The 17,277-nt window shown below is 52.1% G+C and carries 16 protein-coding genes; 5 read left to right on the forward strand and 11 right to left on the reverse strand.

All coding sequences use genetic code 11. The annotated features are described in order from the left end of the window. Positions 1–165: 165 nt before the first annotated feature. Positions 166–1,188 carry a LacI family DNA-binding transcriptional regulator gene (locus BM025_RS09490; RefSeq protein ID WP_244515582.1) on the forward strand — a complete coding sequence of 341 codons (1,023 nt, stop codon included), beginning with the start codon at positions 166–168 and terminating at the stop codon, positions 1,186–1,188. A gap of 195 nt (positions 1,189–1,383) precedes the next feature. Continuing rightward, positions 1,384–2,124 (forward strand): FadR/GntR family transcriptional regulator, encoded by a 741-nt coding sequence (locus BM025_RS09495; protein ID WP_085848301.1) that lies wholly within the window; start codon positions 1,384–1,386, stop codon positions 2,122–2,124. Here the strand turns inward: BM025_RS09495 and BM025_RS09500 are convergent. Together BM025_RS09500 and BM025_RS09505 are read right to left on the reverse strand one after the other, a co-directional pair. Then, on the reverse strand, positions 2,113–4,635 hold the full coding sequence (locus BM025_RS09500; protein ID WP_085848300.1) for an ABC transporter permease: 2,523 nt from the start codon (positions 4,633–4,635) through the stop codon (positions 2,113–2,115). The genes BM025_RS09495 and BM025_RS09500 overlap by 12 nt on opposite strands. Next, positions 4,632–5,324 (reverse strand): ABC transporter ATP-binding protein, encoded by a 693-nt coding sequence (locus BM025_RS09505; RefSeq protein ID WP_085848299.1) that lies wholly within the window; start codon positions 5,322–5,324, stop codon positions 4,632–4,634. The genes BM025_RS09500 and BM025_RS09505 overlap by 4 nt, the downstream gene beginning before the upstream one ends. A gap of 127 nt (positions 5,325–5,451) precedes the next feature. Here BM025_RS09505 and BM025_RS09510 point away from each other — a divergent pair, with 127 nt between their 5' ends. Continuing rightward, positions 5,452–6,039 carry an arylesterase gene (locus tag BM025_RS09510; protein ID WP_306455980.1) on the forward strand — a complete coding sequence of 196 codons (588 nt, stop codon included), beginning with the start codon at positions 5,452–5,454 and terminating at the stop codon, positions 6,037–6,039. A gap of 3 nt (positions 6,040–6,042) precedes the next feature. Here BM025_RS09510 and ccoS read toward each other — a convergent pair whose 3' ends face one another. The 8 genes from ccoS to ccoN all read right to left on the reverse strand — a co-directional run bounded on the left by ccoS (position 6,043) and on the right by ccoN (position 13,889). Then, entirely contained in the window at positions 6,043–6,204 is a 162-nt protein-coding gene (gene ccoS / locus BM025_RS09515; RefSeq protein WP_085848297.1) for a cbb3-type cytochrome oxidase assembly protein CcoS, read from the reverse strand. Beyond that, a complete protein-coding gene (locus tag BM025_RS09520) occupies positions 6,201–8,378 on the reverse strand; it encodes a heavy metal translocating P-type ATPase (protein WP_085848296.1) in 2,178 nt (725 codons plus the stop codon). Before BM025_RS09520 ends, ccoS begins: the two co-directional genes overlap by 4 nt. Positions 8,379–8,390: 12 nt before the next feature. Continuing rightward, positions 8,391–8,849: a FixH family protein gene (locus BM025_RS09525; protein WP_085848295.1), complete on the reverse strand. Its 459-nt coding sequence runs from the start codon at positions 8,847–8,849 to the stop codon at positions 8,391–8,393. Beyond that, the gene (gene ccoG / locus BM025_RS09530; RefSeq protein WP_085848294.1) at positions 8,850–10,280 is read right to left on the reverse strand and encodes a cytochrome c oxidase accessory protein CcoG; all 1,431 of its coding nucleotides are present in this window, start codon (positions 10,278–10,280) and stop codon (positions 8,850–8,852) included. Between the two features lie 225 nt (positions 10,281–10,505). After that, complete coding sequence (gene ccoP, locus BM025_RS09535) at positions 10,506–11,363, reverse strand: cytochrome-c oxidase, cbb3-type subunit III (RefSeq protein ID WP_085848293.1); 858 nt, start codon at positions 11,361–11,363, stop codon at positions 10,506–10,508. Beyond that, on the reverse strand, positions 11,360–11,542 hold the full coding sequence (locus tag BM025_RS09540) for a cbb3-type cytochrome oxidase subunit 3 (protein ID WP_085848292.1): 183 nt from the start codon (positions 11,540–11,542) through the stop codon (positions 11,360–11,362). Before BM025_RS09540 ends, ccoP begins: the two co-directional genes overlap by 4 nt. 12 nt (positions 11,543–11,554) lie before the next feature. After that, complete coding sequence (gene ccoO / locus BM025_RS09545; RefSeq protein ID WP_085848291.1) at positions 11,555–12,280, reverse strand: cytochrome-c oxidase, cbb3-type subunit II; 726 nt, start codon at positions 12,278–12,280, stop codon at positions 11,555–11,557. Between the two features lie 13 nt (positions 12,281–12,293). Continuing rightward, positions 12,294–13,889 (reverse strand): cytochrome-c oxidase, cbb3-type subunit I, encoded by a 1,596-nt coding sequence (ccoN, locus tag BM025_RS09550; protein WP_085848290.1) that lies wholly within the window; start codon positions 13,887–13,889, stop codon positions 12,294–12,296. A gap of 296 nt (positions 13,890–14,185) precedes the next feature. Between ccoN and BM025_RS09560 the strand changes: the two genes are divergently transcribed. Beyond that, on the forward strand, positions 14,186–15,025 hold the full coding sequence (locus BM025_RS09560; RefSeq protein WP_085848288.1) for a universal stress protein: 840 nt from the start codon (positions 14,186–14,188) through the stop codon (positions 15,023–15,025). A gap of 87 nt (positions 15,026–15,112) precedes the next feature. Here BM025_RS09560 and fnrL read toward each other — a convergent pair whose 3' ends face one another. Then, a complete protein-coding gene (gene fnrL / locus BM025_RS09565) occupies positions 15,113–15,844 on the reverse strand; it encodes a transcriptional regulator FnrL (RefSeq protein WP_085848287.1) in 732 nt (243 codons plus the stop codon). A gap of 73 nt (positions 15,845–15,917) precedes the next feature. Here fnrL and hemN point away from each other — a divergent pair, with 73 nt between their 5' ends. Continuing rightward, positions 15,918–17,273, forward strand: coding sequence for an oxygen-independent coproporphyrinogen III oxidase (hemN, locus tag BM025_RS09570; protein ID WP_085848286.1), 1,356 nt, complete (start codon positions 15,918–15,920; stop codon positions 17,271–17,273). Positions 17,274–17,277: the final 4 nt, after the last annotated feature.

Here is a 17,277-nt window from a genome sequence, read left to right on the forward strand (position 1 = left end):
ATATCAAAACAATTAAAGGATTTAGTAGTCTAAAGTATATTTAATGAATACGCATATAAATGAAAATTGGCTACAGAAACACATTCCTGCCACGCCGCAGCGTTTCGTGCAGCGAAATGACAAAGACACCTTGTCAGCCCCGCAATGAGAGCCGATTGTGTTCAAATGACAAATGAAACATTTCGCGACAGCGGCAAGAGCCGAGTGACAATGGCTGCCGTGGGCCGCCTGGCAGGCGTGTCACAAGTTACTGTCTCGCGCGCCCTATCCCATCCTGAAAAGGTATCCCCAGACACTTTACAACGTATTCGAGACGCTATTGAAGCGACAGGTTTTGTGCCCAATGCACTTGCGGGAGCCTTGGCATCAAAGCGGTCACATTTGATTTCCGCTCTGGTGCCATCACTCACCAATATTGTCTACGCCTCTTTCATCGCAACATTTTCCGCCCAATTGCGCAGTCACGGGTATCAGGTTTTGCTGTCAGAAACCGGCTTTGATACAACATCGGAACAAGATCTGATTGCCACTCATCTGTCGCGACGCCCTGATGCGATGCTTTTGACGGGTATTCATCACAGCCAACAAGCACGGCGATCTCTTTTAGGCGCAGATATTCCCGTGGTCGAAGTTTGGGATATCACAGACAGCCCGATCGATATGTGCGTCGGCTTCAACCATGTCGACGCAGGGCGCGCAGTTGCAAACTTTTTGTACGAACAGGGCCATAAAAATGCCGCGACCATCACGGCCAATGATGAGCGCGCACTGCGTCGCCAGTCCGCTTTTTCTGAGACATTTACACAGCTAAGTGGCAATGCGGTTTTAAATTCCAATACCGGCGGCCCCGCCAGCATCGGCGCAGGGCGACGTGCGCTGGCGCACTTGATCGATGATACTGGATTTCAACGCGGAGCCGTTTTTTGCAGCTCTGACCTTTTGGCGCATGGCGTACTGATTGAAGCACGTGCTCGTGGTCTTTGTGTACCCGGCGATATGGCAGTCATGGGATTTGGCGATCAAGACTTTGCACGCGACCTAGAGCCCGCCCTAACCACCGTTGCCATTGATCGTCTTGCGTTAGGTAGCGTCGCCGCAGAGGCGCTTTTGGCACGCTTGGTACGACCAGATACAAAACAATCAATCTTTGACCTTGGGTTCAAAATCCTGCGCCGCGCCTCTGCCTGAAGGATTTGACACTCAAGCCTTGCGCACCACGAAGTGCGCCCGCATTACGATCTAAAACCAAATATGCCAACTTACAGACCCAATGGGAACCAAGCCTATATCACGTTGAGGCCGTAAGTTTACGCGCTGCACACATTGCTAATATTTGAAAAGTCGCGCACTAAATGGATGCCCCACAATGACGGTCGATGGTTTATGAGTATTCTGAAATCAACAATTTCCGGCACACCTCGCCGCAACAACCACGCGCATGTCGTCAATGAAATTGGGCATGCCATTGTAAACCACACGTTTGCAACAGGGGAAATCTTGCCCAAAGATGTCGAACTTGAACAAAGGTTCAACGTCTCACGCACAGTTCTGCGAGAGGCCATGAAAACCCTTTCAGCAAAAGGAATGGTTTTCGCGCGCGCCCGCGTTGGCACCCGTGTCACGGACCCAAGTGAGTGGAATTTTTTTGATAAAGATGTTTTAGAATGGCATCTCGACTCTGGGTTTGATCGCACATTCATCATTCACCTCACAGACATACGCCTATCGTTGGAACCTTTTGCTGCGCGACTGGCAGCTCAACGAATATCCCCAAATGATCTAGATACACTGCAAAAGTATTGCAACGATATGGAATTGGCACCGAGCAATGAAGCATTTGCCTTAGCGGATTTGAATTTTCATCAGGTTCTCTTGCAGGCCTCAGGCAATCCATTCATGCTTTCTATCGGCAACATCATCGAAGCGGCCTTGGCAAATACATTTCAAATATCTGGCCCAACCAACAATCAAATGCATCACCTCAAAGCCGTTGCCGCACACCGTGACATCACCCGAGCAATCGCAAATGCAGATGCAGATGCGGCCGCAGCGGCGATGCACACAGTTATCTTGGCAGGTCGCGACCGCGTTCTTAAGGCAATTGATCAAAAATCAATCCTTTGAGCGCAGTACGCCAGCGGGTCTAACAAGCATGGCACGCCACGAAAACCACAAAGATGTGCTCAGTGTAACGCCAATGCCACCAAGTACGATGATGATTGATGCGCGCCAGTCAAAGGCGAAAGAGGTGTCCATCACAAAATGTGTCACCGCCCACCCGCCAACACCGCCTGCGAAAATGGCAACACATCCAGCAGCCACACCCATATAAATCGATCGCAGAGCAAAACTCCAAAGAATGCGCAAACGCGTGGCACCCAATGTTTTCAAAATAGCGGCCTCGTACCGTCGCTTTTCTTCGCCTGCAGCAGCAGCCCCAATCAAAACAACAGCACCCGTGATCAAGGTCGCAAGCGCCCCCAATGTTGTCGCAGCCGCGATGCTTTGCATAATAGTCACAACACGATCTATCGCGTCCCGCACACGAATTGTTGTAATATTCGGATAGGCTTTTGACAGCGATCTGATGAGCGGCGCTTCAGCATCTTCATCCGCATAAATCGTCGCAATATAGGTGTGCGGCGCACCTTGGATTGCCGCAGGATTCATTGAAAGAACAAACCCCATACCTGCCCCAGAAAAATCAACCTCGCGAAAAGATGTGATCCGGCTTGTGATATCGCGGCCAAGAACATTAAGGGTCAACGTATCTCCAAGAGACAGCCCAATTTCGGCGGCTTCTTCTGCGGCAAAGCTAATTTGCGGATCACCATCATAGGTCTCGGGCCACCAAGCGCCTTGTGTAATGCGCGCATTTTCGGGTTTTGTGGCGGAATAGGTCACGCCACGATCCCCACGGATCACCCAGTGATTTCCTGCGACGGTTGCGGCGTCTTGACCATTTATTTTCGTTATAATGCCGCGCAACATCGGAGCCGTTTCGAACTTTCGTACACCTGTGGTGGCCGCAAGTTCAGTCGTAAAGCCATCAATCTGGTCTTTTTGGATATCCACAACGAAATAGGACGGCGCAACAGCGGGCAATTCATTTGAAATGGCGCCGCGCAAGTTGGTATCGATTTGACCAACGGCAGACAGCACAGTCAACCCAAGGCCCAATGAAAGCACGACAGACATTGTTTCGCCACTTGGGCCACCGACAGAACCCAGCGCCAACCTTAAAGACGGGCGACCTTTGGCAAAGCGACGTTTGGCCATCCAAGTCGCGAGACGGCGCAAAAGCGCTGCACATAGAACAAGCAAAGCAAAGGCGGCCGCCAAGCCGGCAAAAGACCAAAGGACCAACCCGAACGAACCAGTGAACACAATCGCGCAGCCGACCAACAACGCCACCAATACCATCATTGTGATCAAATATGGCAAACGCGGCAGACCGCTCAGCCCCAATTGTGCATTTCGGTAGAGCGCAGCAGGACGGATTTTTTCGGTACGCGCCAAAGGCCACGTCACGAAAATAGTTGCAGCCAAAAGACCATAGATGGTGGCTTCGATCAACGACTGAGGATAAACGCCGATTTGCGCAGGAACAGGCAAAGCCGCCTCGATAAAAGGCGCGACAAGAATGGGCACAGCAGCCCCGATCCCCAAACCGATAACGATGGCAGCACATGTCAAAACGCCAAGTTGAAAAGCGTAAACCATAAAGATCGTCGCGCGCTCCGCACCAAGCGTTTTGAGCGTGGCAATGATGGTGGTTTTACGATCCAGATAGGCACTGACTGCCGCAGAAACTCCAACCCCGCCAACGGCAAGACCCGCAAGGCCAACTAAGACCAAGAACGCCCCGAGACGATCAACAAATCGCGACACACCTGGCGCCCCATTGCGAGCATCACGCCAACGAAAAGCGGCGTCACTCAAAGCTTTGGTCGCATTGTCTTTCGCAACATCCAGATCGGTCCCATTCGGCAATTTCAACCGATACGCCGTTTCAAACAGCGTGCCCGGCGACAAAAGGTTTGACCCCTTCAGCGCAGCGGTACTTACAATAGAGCGCGGCCCAAGCGAGAACCCTGCAGACGCATTGTCGGGCTCACGTGACAGTTCGGCCATAACAATGAACGGTAGGCCTCCGACAAGAATATCGTCTCCAAGCGAAAGACCAAGGCGCTCAATCAGCATCGGGTCCAACACCGCCCCAGCAACACCATCACGCCCTTTAAGCGCGGCAGACAGCGGCATGTCGGGCGACAAAACAACAGACCCAATCAAAGGATATGCCGCGTCCACCGATTTGACTTGGGTCAGAGCGCGTTCGTCACCGTGCGTGATCATCGACCGGAAGTCCGCTATTTCCGACAGAGCCAAACTGTTGTCTTCAAGCCAAGCGCGCTCGGCATCTGACGCAAAGCGGTACGTGAATTCCAGCTCTGCATCGCCCCCCAAAAGCGCAGCACCTTCACGGTCCAACCCCGCTGAAATGCTTTCACGCACGGATGTGACCGCAGCAATCGCTGCGACACCAAGCGCCAAGCAGGCCACGAGCACACGAAAGCCGCGCAAACCTCCGCGCAATTCTCGGCGCGCGATTTTCCACGCAATCGCAACACTCATGCAGAGACCTCATCTGTCGTGAGATCAAGCGAACCATCGCGCAATCGGATCACTCGATCACAACGCGCCGCCAATTCAGGGGCGTGGGTCACCAGAACCAATGTCGACCCATGACGGTCGCGCAACCCCATCAGCAAATCCATAATCGCCTCGCCTGTTGCACCATCCAAATTGCCTGTCGGTTCATCAGCGAGAAAAATCTCAGGGCGCGGCGCGGCAGCGCGGGCCAATGCCACACGCTGTTGTTCGCCACCAGACATCTGCGACGGGAAATGATCACAGCGCGCGCCAAGCCCCACAGCCTCAAGTTCGGCACGTGCGCGATCGAATGCATCCGCATGACCGGCCAATTCTAATGGGGTTGCGACATTTTCAAGTGCTGTCATCGTCGGAATAAGGTGGAAGGATTGGAACACAATCCCCATATGATCTCTACGAAAGCGTGCAAGCGCATCTTCATTCATATCTGTCAGGTTGTGATTGAGCACAAACAAAGATCCTGCGGTGGCCTGCTCTAACCCACCAAGTAACATAAGGAGAGACGATTTGCCCGATCCAGATGGCCCTACCAGCCCAACCGTTTCGCCGCGCGCGACATCAAGTGTGATCCCCCCCAAAATATCGACACGCCCAGCGTTGCCATCTAATGAAAGTCCAATGTCTTTAAGGGAAATCACAGTGTCGGTCATGCAGCGCGTCCTAAATTGCTTCTCTTCTCGATATGGGGCCTTTGCCCCAAGCAGCAAGCTGTTATCTACGTTTTTAGTTTCAGTTTCCCTAATTACAGCTGGCCCCAGTGCCGCATTAGCAAAAACGGTGACGATTGCGGCCCTTGGAGACAGTTTGACGCAAGGCTACGGGCTACTGCAAGAAGAAGGGTTCACAGCGCAATTGCAAGATTGGTTGGATGCTGCACAAAGCGATGTGACCCTTATAAACGCGGGCGTGTCAGGCGACACCACAGCTGGCGGACTGAGCCGTGCAGATTGGACCCTGACACCAGATGTGGATGCGATGATCGTCGCCCTTGGCGGCAATGATGTATTGCGCGGCACAGCGCCTGAAATTGCACGCGCAAATCTTGCGGGTATTTTGGACATCGCCGCTTTGAAAAACGTGCCAGTGTTGTTGATCGGCATTGATGTGCCCGAAAATTATGGAACTGACTATAAATCCCAGTTTACCGCAATCTACACCGATCTAGCGGCAGAATATGACACGCTTTTGATCGACAGTTTTTTACGGCCCCTCACTGAAATCGGTCCCATGAGTGAGGTTCTAAACACTTATTTTCAAGGGGATGGCATTCACCCCAATGCGAAAGGCGTCAGTATTATTGTGCAAAGCGTCGGACCAAGTGTCAGTGACTTGGCAGATCAAGTGCGGGCGCGTTCTGCACAATAGGGATTAATCTGGACGTGGGTGATCGTCGTAATCTGTAGTTAAAATACGCTCTGCATCCCCTTGCGGATCATCAAACTGTTGCGACTTGATAAACCAAAAAAACGCGCCAAGCCCCAGCCCGCCCAAGAACAACGAAATCGGGATCAAAAAGACAAGAACGTTCATTTAAAACCTCTCAACCGCAACGCATTGAGCGACACCGTGATAGACGATGTAGACATGGCCAAAGCCGCCGCAAGTGGTGTCGCGAAACCCGCCAGCGCAATTGGAATTGCGATCATGTTATAGCCTGCAGCGATGGCAAAGTTTTCTTTGATCCGGCGCGTCGCAGACACGGCCACCTTGGTCGCCTCGCCAATCGGGGCCAAAGACTGCCCCAACAGGACAATATCAGACACCACACGTGTGGCTTCCAAAGCAGATGCTGGCGAGATTGACACATGTGCCGCCGCCAAAGCAGCGGTATCATTCAACCCATCGCCGACCATCAAAACTTTGCGCCCGTTGCGCGACAATGCTTCAACCCGTGCGGCTTTATCCATTGGCAGGCATTCCGCGTCCCATACGCTTATACCTACCCTTGCAGCAATATCAGCCACGGCAGCGGGGGCATCGCCAGAAAGTAAAACAACGTCTTTGCCTTGCGCTTTCAACGCAGCGACAGCCACCTCGGCCCCCGCGCGCAATTGATCGACGAAAGTAAATGCAATCGGGACCGCACTGCCAATCTGCAGATAAGTAGCTGTTTGCGGTAAAGCTTCACAGCCAAGCCACGCAGCACGACCAAGTCGCACGCGCTGGCTATTCCACTGTGCCTCGATCCCCTGTCCGGGCACTTCAGTGACATCAACAACACCTGCGGGCTCGCAGCCCGTATCCCGCGCCATCGCATGTAAAGCAGCTGACAATGGATGGGCAGACCCCGCAGCCAACGCCATAACAACAGAGCGCGCTTCGTGGCTAATTTCGGACCAATTTGACGGCTCAGGTCGCCCCTCAGTCAATGTGCCGGTCTTGTCGAATACAACGGTATCAACCTCGGCCAGCCGTTCCAAAGCAGTTGAGGATTTGATCAACATACCTGCGCGAAACAACCGCCCTGAGGCAGCGGTTGTCACAGCAGGCACGGCCAATCCAAGCGCACAAGGACATGTGATAATCAAAACGGCGACCGCAATATTCAAAGAATGACGCATATCGCCCGTAGTGATGAACCAGCCTAAAAATGCGATCAAAGCCAGCAAATGAACAGCTGGCGCATAAATGCGCGCGGCACGATCTGCCAATGACGTATAGCGATTGCGCGATGTTTCCGCCATGGCGACCAAATCAGCCAATCGGTGCAGGGAGCTGTCTTCGCCTGCGGCAGACACTTGAACCAAAAGAGGGCCTGTTAGATTGACCTCACCCGCGCTCACCTGCGTACCAAGTGATGCGGCTACAGGCAGCGTTTCACCAGTCAAAAGCGAGCGATCCAATTCAGAACCGCCCTCAACAACAACCCCATCCACGGGCACCCGCGCGCCGGGAACAACCCTTACGATTGCACCACGTGCCAGTTCGCCAATGGGAACGATACTTCCATCTTCAAGTGTGGCGCGGGGCACCTCAAGCGCGGTGAGTTCTTCTGCAGCAGAGCGGGCAACGGACCGTGTTCTATGGTCCAAATAGCGCCCAGCCAGCAAAAAGAATGTCAAAGACAAAGCGGCGTCAAAATAAGCGTGTGCGCCCGAATGAAAGGTTTCAAAAATCGACATGCCAGCGGCAAGCACAATGGCCAGTGAGATCGGCACATCCATATTCAATCGCCGACCACGCAATGCACCCCAAGCAGATGCAAAAAAGGGCTGCGCCGAAAAGGCTATCGCAGGCAGAGCAATGACAGCAGATATCAAATGGAACATATCGCGCGTGGCATCAGATGCACCGGACCATACGGCCACGGACAACAACATGACATTCATCATAGCAAAACCCGCAACAGCAAGGCGTGCTAAAATAGCACGTCCTTGGCGGTCGGTTTGCGTCGCGGCCAAGGCGCCAGCATCCAGTTCATAGGCCTCGTACCCCACACGATTGAGCGCCTCTGCCAAAATTGTGGCGCTGGTGGTGTGGTCCGCATCAACTTGAGCCCGTTTAAGTGTTAAATTCACGCGTGCGGCTCGCACACCGGGTTGGCGCGCAAGTTCGCGTTCCACACCAGAAATACAAGCGGCGCAGTGAATGGCTGGCAGCGACAACGTGATTTTCGCATCTTTGACATCGTGTGCATGAGCTACATCCTTTGCCGCCGGTGCAGCAAGGCATGCAGGACACGCAGACATTTGAATTTCAGACATCGCGCGGCCTTTCTAGCGCTTCACATGGATAACAACGCGCTGTTTGAAAGGCGTGCCATCCATGGCTTCTGCCACCATGCGATAATTCCAGTTGCCCGCATCCAAGACACCCGTCTCAGCCACATAGGACGTGCCATCGAAAACGAATTCAGGCGTTTGATCCTGTGTCACATTCGTGGCGCGCCCCAAGGTTCCAGCGATCGATTTCACCTGTACAGGCATGCCATCTTTGCCACGAATCGTCACATATAGTTTTTCGTTTCGATCCGTAGCATCGACAGTCCAGCCCAAAGCTTCTTGCGATGCTTTATCTGCATTAAAGCTTTGCGAGGCGACATAAGAGTTTTTTACCTCAAGCCCTGGAAAGGTCCGAACCGCGCTGTAGGCCATGAAAAGGTTAACGCCAATGATGACAGAAAAAGCCGAAACTGTGCCGATCAAAACATGCTTACCCGTGATTTCGCGAACCATTTATTTGCCCTTTCCGTTGAACACTGTGCCCACAGAGGCGCGCTCATTGTTTGTTGTATCAGTCACCCACATGGTGATGGGGGTTCTGTCAGACGTCGCGGGGACTGATTTTGGCAGCGCAACCACATAGACCCGTTGCAATTTGGTGCCATCCGCAGGCACGATCACAGTTTGATCGGCCCCACCTTCGATTTCAACCGACAAAGCATCACTTCCGCTCACAGACATTTGGAACGGCCTATCATCACCCAGTTTATTGCGCAGGCGCACATCATAGATGTTGCGGATTGATCCGTCAGATAGCGTCACATAGGTCGGGTTGCGCACGGGGGCGACAGTCATATCAATGTCTGAACGAATAAACAAAGCAAAGACCAACCCAAAACCAACAGCAGACCACAATGCAGTGTACATTAAAGTCCGTGGACGCAAAATGTGTTTCCAAATCGGCCGAGGCGGCTGGCCAGCGATTTCCATGGGCTCGTCCTTAAGCGCCATGTAATCAATCAAACCACGAGGCTTACCGATTTTATCCATCACTTCGTCACAGGCATCGATGCACAAGGCGCAAGTGATGCATTCAAGCTGCTGCCCATCGCGAATATCGATACCAACAGGGCACACATTCACGCAGGCCATACAGTCGATGCAATCGCCTTGATTGGGGTCTATTTCCCCTTTGCGAAGCTTCCCGCGTGGCTCTCCACGCCAATGACGATACCCAACCACAAGCGTATCTTCGTCCATCATAGCCGCTTGGATACGCGGCCATGGACAAGCGTAGATACAGATCTGTTCACGCGCAAATCCGCCAAAGAAAAACGTGGTCGCGGTCAAAACGGCCATCGTGCCATAAGCAACGGGATGGGCATTTCCAGTGACAAGATCAACCAGCAATGTTGGCGCATCAGTAAAATAAAACACCCAAGCCCCGCCTGTCGCCAGACCGATTAATAGCCAAACAAACCATTTGGTCAGGCGCAGGCGCACTTTACGCAAATCCAATTTCTTCTGGCGATGTAGACGCAAGCGCGCGTTGCGGTCGCCCTCTATCCAACGCTCGACCAGAATGTAGAGATCCGTCCAAACGGTTTGCGGACAGGCATAGCCACACCACACGCGCCCCGCTGCGGATGTAAACAAAAACAGCCCAAGGCCGGCCATGATCAACAGTCCAGCTATGAAATAGAATTCATGCGGCCAAATTTCGATCCAAAAAAAGAAAAAACGTCGATTGGCCATATCCACTAAGATTGCTTGATCTGGCAACTTTGGCCCACGGTCAAAACGCAACCAAGGCGAAACATAATACACCCCCAACGTCAGGATCATGATAATCCATTTCAGGTTGCGAAACACGCCTGAAACGCGGCGCGGGAAAATGGGCTCGCGGGCTTTGTAGAGTTTGGGTGTATTGTCAGTAGAACTCATTGGAGCCGCCTCTCGCACTGTTCGCGTTTGCACTGTCATGCGCGTGCCGCGCTGTCCTAGCATTGATATGGATCAAGCTTACGCCCACGTTATCCGCTTGGTGCATGTTATGTCGCACCCGATATTTCATTTGCTTAAAGATACGCGATCAAAAGCAACTAGAACGTAAAAAGGCTGGCCGCTTTATGCGCCCAGCCCCGTATCTAAGGCGCGTTAAAGGCAGGGTTATTCCCCACCACCGCGCGTGTGGACATAGATCGCGGCTGCGTTGACTTCAGCTTCGCTCAAACGCTTGCCCCATGCAGGCATCACACCAAAACGGGCGTTGGTGACTGTTTCATGGATGGTCTCACGATCCCCGCCATAAAGCCAGATAGCATCGGCCAAGTTAGGCGCACCTTGATCGCGATCTCCGGTGCCGTCTTCAGCATGGCAAGATGAACAGTTCTCTTCAAACACAACAGCACCTTGAGAGGACAAAGTGGTGTCAAACTCAGAGCCTGATATCTGCAACACAAACTCAACGACCTGATCTATTTGTTCAGGTTCTAAAAGCTCATCCGCACCAAACCGTGGCATTTCAGAGTAATGCGCGTCGTCAGTTTCATTGCGGATACCGTGCTTGATGGTATAGGCGATTTCATCGATAGAACCGCCCCAAAGCCAGTCATTGTCCAAAAGGTTTGGATAGCCCACATTCCCAGCAGCACCAGACCCGTGACATTGCGAACAATTCGCGCGAAACACCGCAGCGCCAGCATTTGTCGCATAGTCGTACAGCGGTGAGTTTGGTTCGATTTGTGTGATGTCTGCAGCAGCCAACTCGGCCTCAACAGCGGCATTCATATCATCAAAACTTTGGATATCAGCCGCCACTTCAGCGCGAGTTGAGTAGCCCAACAAACCAGTCGTTGCACCCTTAACCAAAGGCCAAGCTGGGTACGCAATAGAATAGCCGATAGCCCAAACGATGCACAAATAGAAAGTCCACAACCACCACCGCGGCAAAGGATTGTTATATTCTTCAATCCCATCCCAAGAGTGGCCAGTGGTTTCGACCTCATTCTTGTCTTTGTTGCTCATGACTGAGACTCCTCATTGTCAGAGGGGGCATTTTCGTGCCGGAAGGGAATGTTGGCGATGTCTTTGTACTTTTTGCTACTGCCGGGGCGAAACGCCCAAAGAATGGCAGTGACGAAAAAGGCAAACATAGCCAAAAGCACCCAACTGTCTGCTATTTCACGGAAGATATGATAGTTCATGTCAGTTCCTCCTTAACGCGATGCGTCTGGGGTAAAGGTTGAAAAATCAACCAAAGTTCCCAGCATTTGCATGTAGGCGATCAAAGCATCCATTTCCGAAATGCCAGGCTCATTGTCGAAATTACGCACTTGTGCACCGGGGTAGCGTTCAATCAATCCATCGTAGTCACTGTCAGGGTCAGCTTGCGCCTTGAAATCGGCCTGTGCCACTTCGATCATTTCAGACGTATAAGGAACGCCAACAAGTTTATGCGTTTTTAGAAGATCTTCGATATATTCGCCTTCGATCTTTGCCTTGGTCAGATAGCCGTATTTTGGCATCACAGATTCAGGCACAACAGATTGCGGGTCACTCAAGTGATCGACGTGCCACTCATCCGAATAGCGCCCCCCCACACGGGCCAAATCTGGCCCTGTGCGCTTGGAGCCCCACTGGAATGGGTGATCATATTGCGACTCTGCTGCCAATGAATAGTGACCGTAGCGTTCCACTTCGTCACGCATCGGGCGGATCATTTGTGAGTGACAGACATAGCAGCCCTCACGCACATAGACATCACGCCCTGTGAGTTCGAGCGGCGAATAGGGCCGCATACCTTCCACGTCCTCGATGGTATTCTCTAGGTAAAATAGAGGCGCGATTTCGACGATGCCGCCGATACTAACCACCAACAAAGACCCAACCAAAAGCAAGGTTGCGTTGGTTTCAATGAACTTGTGTTTGTCTAGAAGTCCCATATCTGAGCGCCCCCTATTCTGCCGGAACCATGGCTGCGGCATCTGCAATTGCAGGTGCGCGGCGCACGGTCATCCAGAGGTTATAGACCATGATGAGAGACCCAAGCAGGAACAGAACCCCACCCATAGCCCGCACCACATACATCGGGTGTTTGGCTGCCACAGTGTCGGCGAATGCGTTGACCAAGAACCCTTGGCTGTCAACTTCGCGCCACATCAGACCTTCCATAATCCCTGTGACCCACATAGACGCCGCGTACAAAACGATGCCAATTGTGGCCAACCAAAAGTGCCAAGACACGAGAGACAAAGAATACAAACGCTGTTTGTTCCAAAGCTTTGGCACGAGGAAATATAGAACACCGAATGTGATCATGCCGTTCCAACCCAAAGCGCCAGAGTGCACATGGCCGATGGTCCAGTCAGTATAATGTGACAGTGAATTCACCGCACGGATCGACATCATCGGACCCTCGAATGTGGACATGCCGTAAAAGCCGATAGAGATCACCATCATGCGAATGACAGGATCAGTACGCAGCTTGTCCCATGCGCCAGACAGCGTCATCAAACCATTGATCATCCCGCCCCAAGAGGGCATCCACAAGACGATGGAAAATACCATCCCAAGTGTCGATGCCCAATCAGGCAAAGCGGTGTAATGCAAATGGTGCGGGCCAGCCCAAATGTACAAAAAGATCAACGCCCAAAAGTGAATGATGGACAATTTATACGAAAACACAGGACGCTCAGCTTGTTTGGGCACGAAGTAGTACATCATCCCCAAGAACCCAGCCGTCAAGAAAAAGCCAACCGCATTGTGACCATACCACCACTGCGTCATCGCGTCTTGAACGCCAGAAAACAATTGAACAGATTTGGACCCAAAGATCGACACAGGAATGGACAGATTGTTGACGATGTGCAGCATCGCGATGGTCACGATGAACGACAGATAGAACCAGTTCGCCACGTAAATGTGCTTTTCTTTACGGATCAAGATTGTCCCAAGGAACACAGCCAAATAAGAAACCCAAACGATGGTCAGCCAGATATCCACATACCATTCTGGTTCAGCGTATTCTTTGGATTGGGTGACGCCGAGCAAATATCCTGTCGCCGCCAAAACGATGAACAGGTTGTAACCCCAAAACACGAACCATGCTAAATTTCCGCCCCAAAGCCGCGCGGCTGATGTCCGCTGCACCACATAAAATGAGGACGCGATCAAAGCGTTGCCGCCAAAGGCAAAAATCACCGCTGAGGTGTGCAAAGGGCGCAAGCGACCAAAGTTTCCATAACCGTGCAAAAATTCAAAGTTGAGTTGCGGAAACGCAAGCTGGAACGCGATGAACGTTCCCACAAGAAATCCGACGACACCCCAGCCAGCCGTTGCGATTACGCCAAAACGGACGGGGCCATCAAGATAACCCGTCGGCTTGACGTGCACTTCGCCCGTATCCCGTAGAGTGTAAATAAATGTCACAGCCGCTGCGGCCATAAAGATCAGAGCGTGAATTTGGTAACCCAAATCGCGTCCGTAGTTGGCGGCAAGACCGGCAAGGACCACGACGACCCCCAGCACTGCCAGCTTAATATAGTTCCACATTTTGCGTCCCTTCGATCAAATGCCCTTCGTTGAAGGCATAGTGGACCCGCGCATAAGAATGCGGGCCGTGATGAATTGGGTTTGACTGACATGAGCAAAGCAAACCTTGATCTGAGTCAAGGTACTCCAAAAATGCAAAAAAAAGACAAACAGAGTATAATTTTATCGCAAATATCTCTCGTGTGCATGGCAACAAAGCTTTCTGAGTAAAATGTGGCATTGATCTCAATCAAAGCTCCCGGCGCAATATCAGCGCACAATATGGGCATGTAGAACTCAAAACACGGAGGCACCCCATGCCCTTCAAGACCATCACAACGATTATGTGCGACGCAAAAGCCGATATGCATACACTCAACGCAGCGATCGCTTTGGCGCGCCGTGAAGAGGCCCATCTTGATGTTATCTGTCTTGGGCTTGATCGCACCCAGCTTGGTTTTTACTATGCAGGAACCAATGCTATGATTTTGCAAGATAATTTACAGATTGCGCAAAAAGAAAGCGAAGATTTAGAAGCAATTGTCAACGCGCATTTGGCCGCCGAAGACATCCAATGGGCGACCCTACCGATAACCGCGCAAATGGTGGGCCTGACAGTGCAACTCTCAAATATTCTGCGCTATTCCGATCTGGTCATTTTGCCCCGTCCCTATGGTCCCAACCGTGATCGTGAACACGAAGAAATCCTAGAAGCTGCACTGTTTTCATGCCGCGTTCCAGTGCTTGTCATGCCAGATGACGCGGTTCTACCAGATCGCATTCAGCGCGTTGTTGTCGCATGGAATGACAGCTCAGAGGCACTGGGGGCCATTCGCGCTGCCCTGCCTGTCTTGAGCGTTGCAGACAATGTGAACATTGCCATCATTGATCCACCAACACACGGACCAGACCGCTCAGATCCCGGTGGCGCTTTGTGCCAGATGTTAGCCCGCCATGGCGTGCAGCCCGAAGTATCGGTGCTCGCAAAAACCATGCCGCGTGTCACTGATGTGCTAAGCCGCCATGTAAGCGATCAAGCCGCTGACATGCTGGTCATGGGCGCCTACGGCCACTCGCGTTTTCGCGAATCAATCTTGGGCGGCGCAACCCGCGACATGTTAGAAATGGCTGAAGTGCCTGTCTTTATGTCGCATTAACTCAAGTAAACGCATCTCAAGTTGAGGTACACCAATTTGACGCGCTGTAGATCATCTCTGTCTGGGTTACAGCGCGTTAAGGCCGAATTAAACCATCACCCCGCCGTCTGCATCATCACCTGTTTCTGCCACCAAAAGATCAAAATCAGGGATAATGATCTTACGCTTGCCCTCAAGCTGCACGATGCCTTCACGTTTGAGCGCAGAGACTTGTCGCGATACAGTTTCAAGCGTGAGCCCAAGATAATCGGCCATAGCTTCGCGGGTCAAAGGCAATTCAAAAGACGTGCCGCTTTGGGCTGTCTGAAGCGCCAATGATGCCTCTCGGCGCGCCAAAATGGTCAACAAAGACGCAATTTTTTCACGTGCTGTCTTACGCCCCAGAATAAGCATCCATTCGCGGGCAGCATCCAATTCGTCTAACGTCATTTCAAGCAAACGTTGGGCAATATGCGGGGTATTGAGCATCATTTTTTCAAACGGCTTGCGGCGAAAGCAGCACAGCGTCAGATTGCTCACAGCCACAACATCATACGGCGCAAATTCACGCCCCGGACGTCCCAAAAAATCAGAGGGCAACAAAAGCCCCACCATTTGTGTCCGTCCGTCCTCCATCGCTTGGCTCAAAGATGCGACACCCGTCACAACAGAGGCCACAAAATCCATACTGTCCCCAGACCAAATCACCGGCTGGCCAGCCTCAAAGGATCGATAAAACTTGATCGATTCCAGAATCTCCAACTCATCGCTTTCGCAACGCGCGCAAACGGCACGGTGGCGAATAGGGCATGTTCCACAATCTTTAAGGTCAAATGTCATAACGATCCTGCTATGGCTGCTTTCTTGATCTGGGTCAAAGCGCAGAAACTATCTTTGGGTAAACCCTACCCGCATGACCACCCACACACAACTCCGCAATCTGGGCCTTTTTGACGCTCGTGTACCACGCTACACGAGCTATCCAACCGCGCCGCATTTTTCAACCAACCTAGGTGCGACACAAACGGGCACTTGGATGAGCGAACTGGACCCCAGTACGCCCGTTTCTTTGTACGTTCATGTGCCGTTTTGTAGGCGGTTGTGTTGGTTTTGCGCGTGCCGCACCCAAGGCACAAGCACCCTCAGCCCTGTTGCGGCCTACCTTGAAACGCTCAAGCTAGAACTCGAGTTGATCAAGAAACATCTGCCAAACGGAATCAAAATTGGCCACCTACATTGGGGGGGCGGCACGCCCACCTTGCTTGATCCGGCCATGATGAAAGACCTAACACGCGCCATCACTGCAGTTGCGCCCTTTTCAACAGACTATGAATTTTCAGTCGAAATCGATCCCAATGAGATCGACGATGCCCGCCTTGACGCTCTTGCACTTGCCGGTATGACACGGGCATCCATTGGGGTGCAGGATTTTGACCCTAAAATCCAAGAGACCATTGGTCGAATACAATCCTATGAGATCACAAAAGCAGCTGTGGATGGCCTGCGAAATCGTGGAATCAAATCACTCAATGCCGACATTTTGTACGGGCTACCGGGACAAACCTCTGAACGGATTGGGGACAGCGTCCAAAAACTTTTGTCGCTTGCACCAGACCGTGTTGCTCTGTTCGGCTACGCCCATGTGCCATGGGTCGCCCGACGTCAATCGATGATCCCCACCGATGCCTTGCCAACCCCAGAAGAACGTCTTGAGTTGTTCAATGTCGCCCGCGATTTGTTCGTGTGGGATGGTTATTCTGAGATCGGGATCGACCATTTCGCGAGCAAAGGCGACGGACTAGAGCTTGCTGCGCGTTCTGGAAAACTGCGTCGCAATTTTCAGGGTTATACAGATGACAAATGCCAAACAATGATCGGCGTTGGTGCGTCTTCAATCGCCAAATACGAACACGGCTATGCGCAAAATGCCCCCTCAACATCTGATTACCAAAAACGGGTGCGCGCAGGGGAATTGCCCATCACCAAAGGGCACCAGTTCACAGACGAAGACCGCCTGCGCGGCCGTATTATCGAAGCCCTGATGTGTGATTTTAGCGTGAGCTTCAGTGACCTGAACACGCGGTTCGGTGTGCAGAAAACCCAATTCGATGCTTTCGCAACAAATGTCGCCACCGCATTTCCAAAGATGCTGAAAACGTCACAGGACGCGATAGAAATCAAAGAGCACGCACGACCATTGACCCGCATGATCGCACGGCATTTCGATGTTTATGCAATGACACAAGAACAGCACTCTAGCGCTGTTTAAGCCA

It is taken from the genome of Pacificibacter marinus, assembly GCF_900109555.1.
Taxonomy (GTDB): Bacteria; Pseudomonadota; Alphaproteobacteria; order Rhodobacterales; family Rhodobacteraceae; genus Celeribacter; species Celeribacter marinus_C.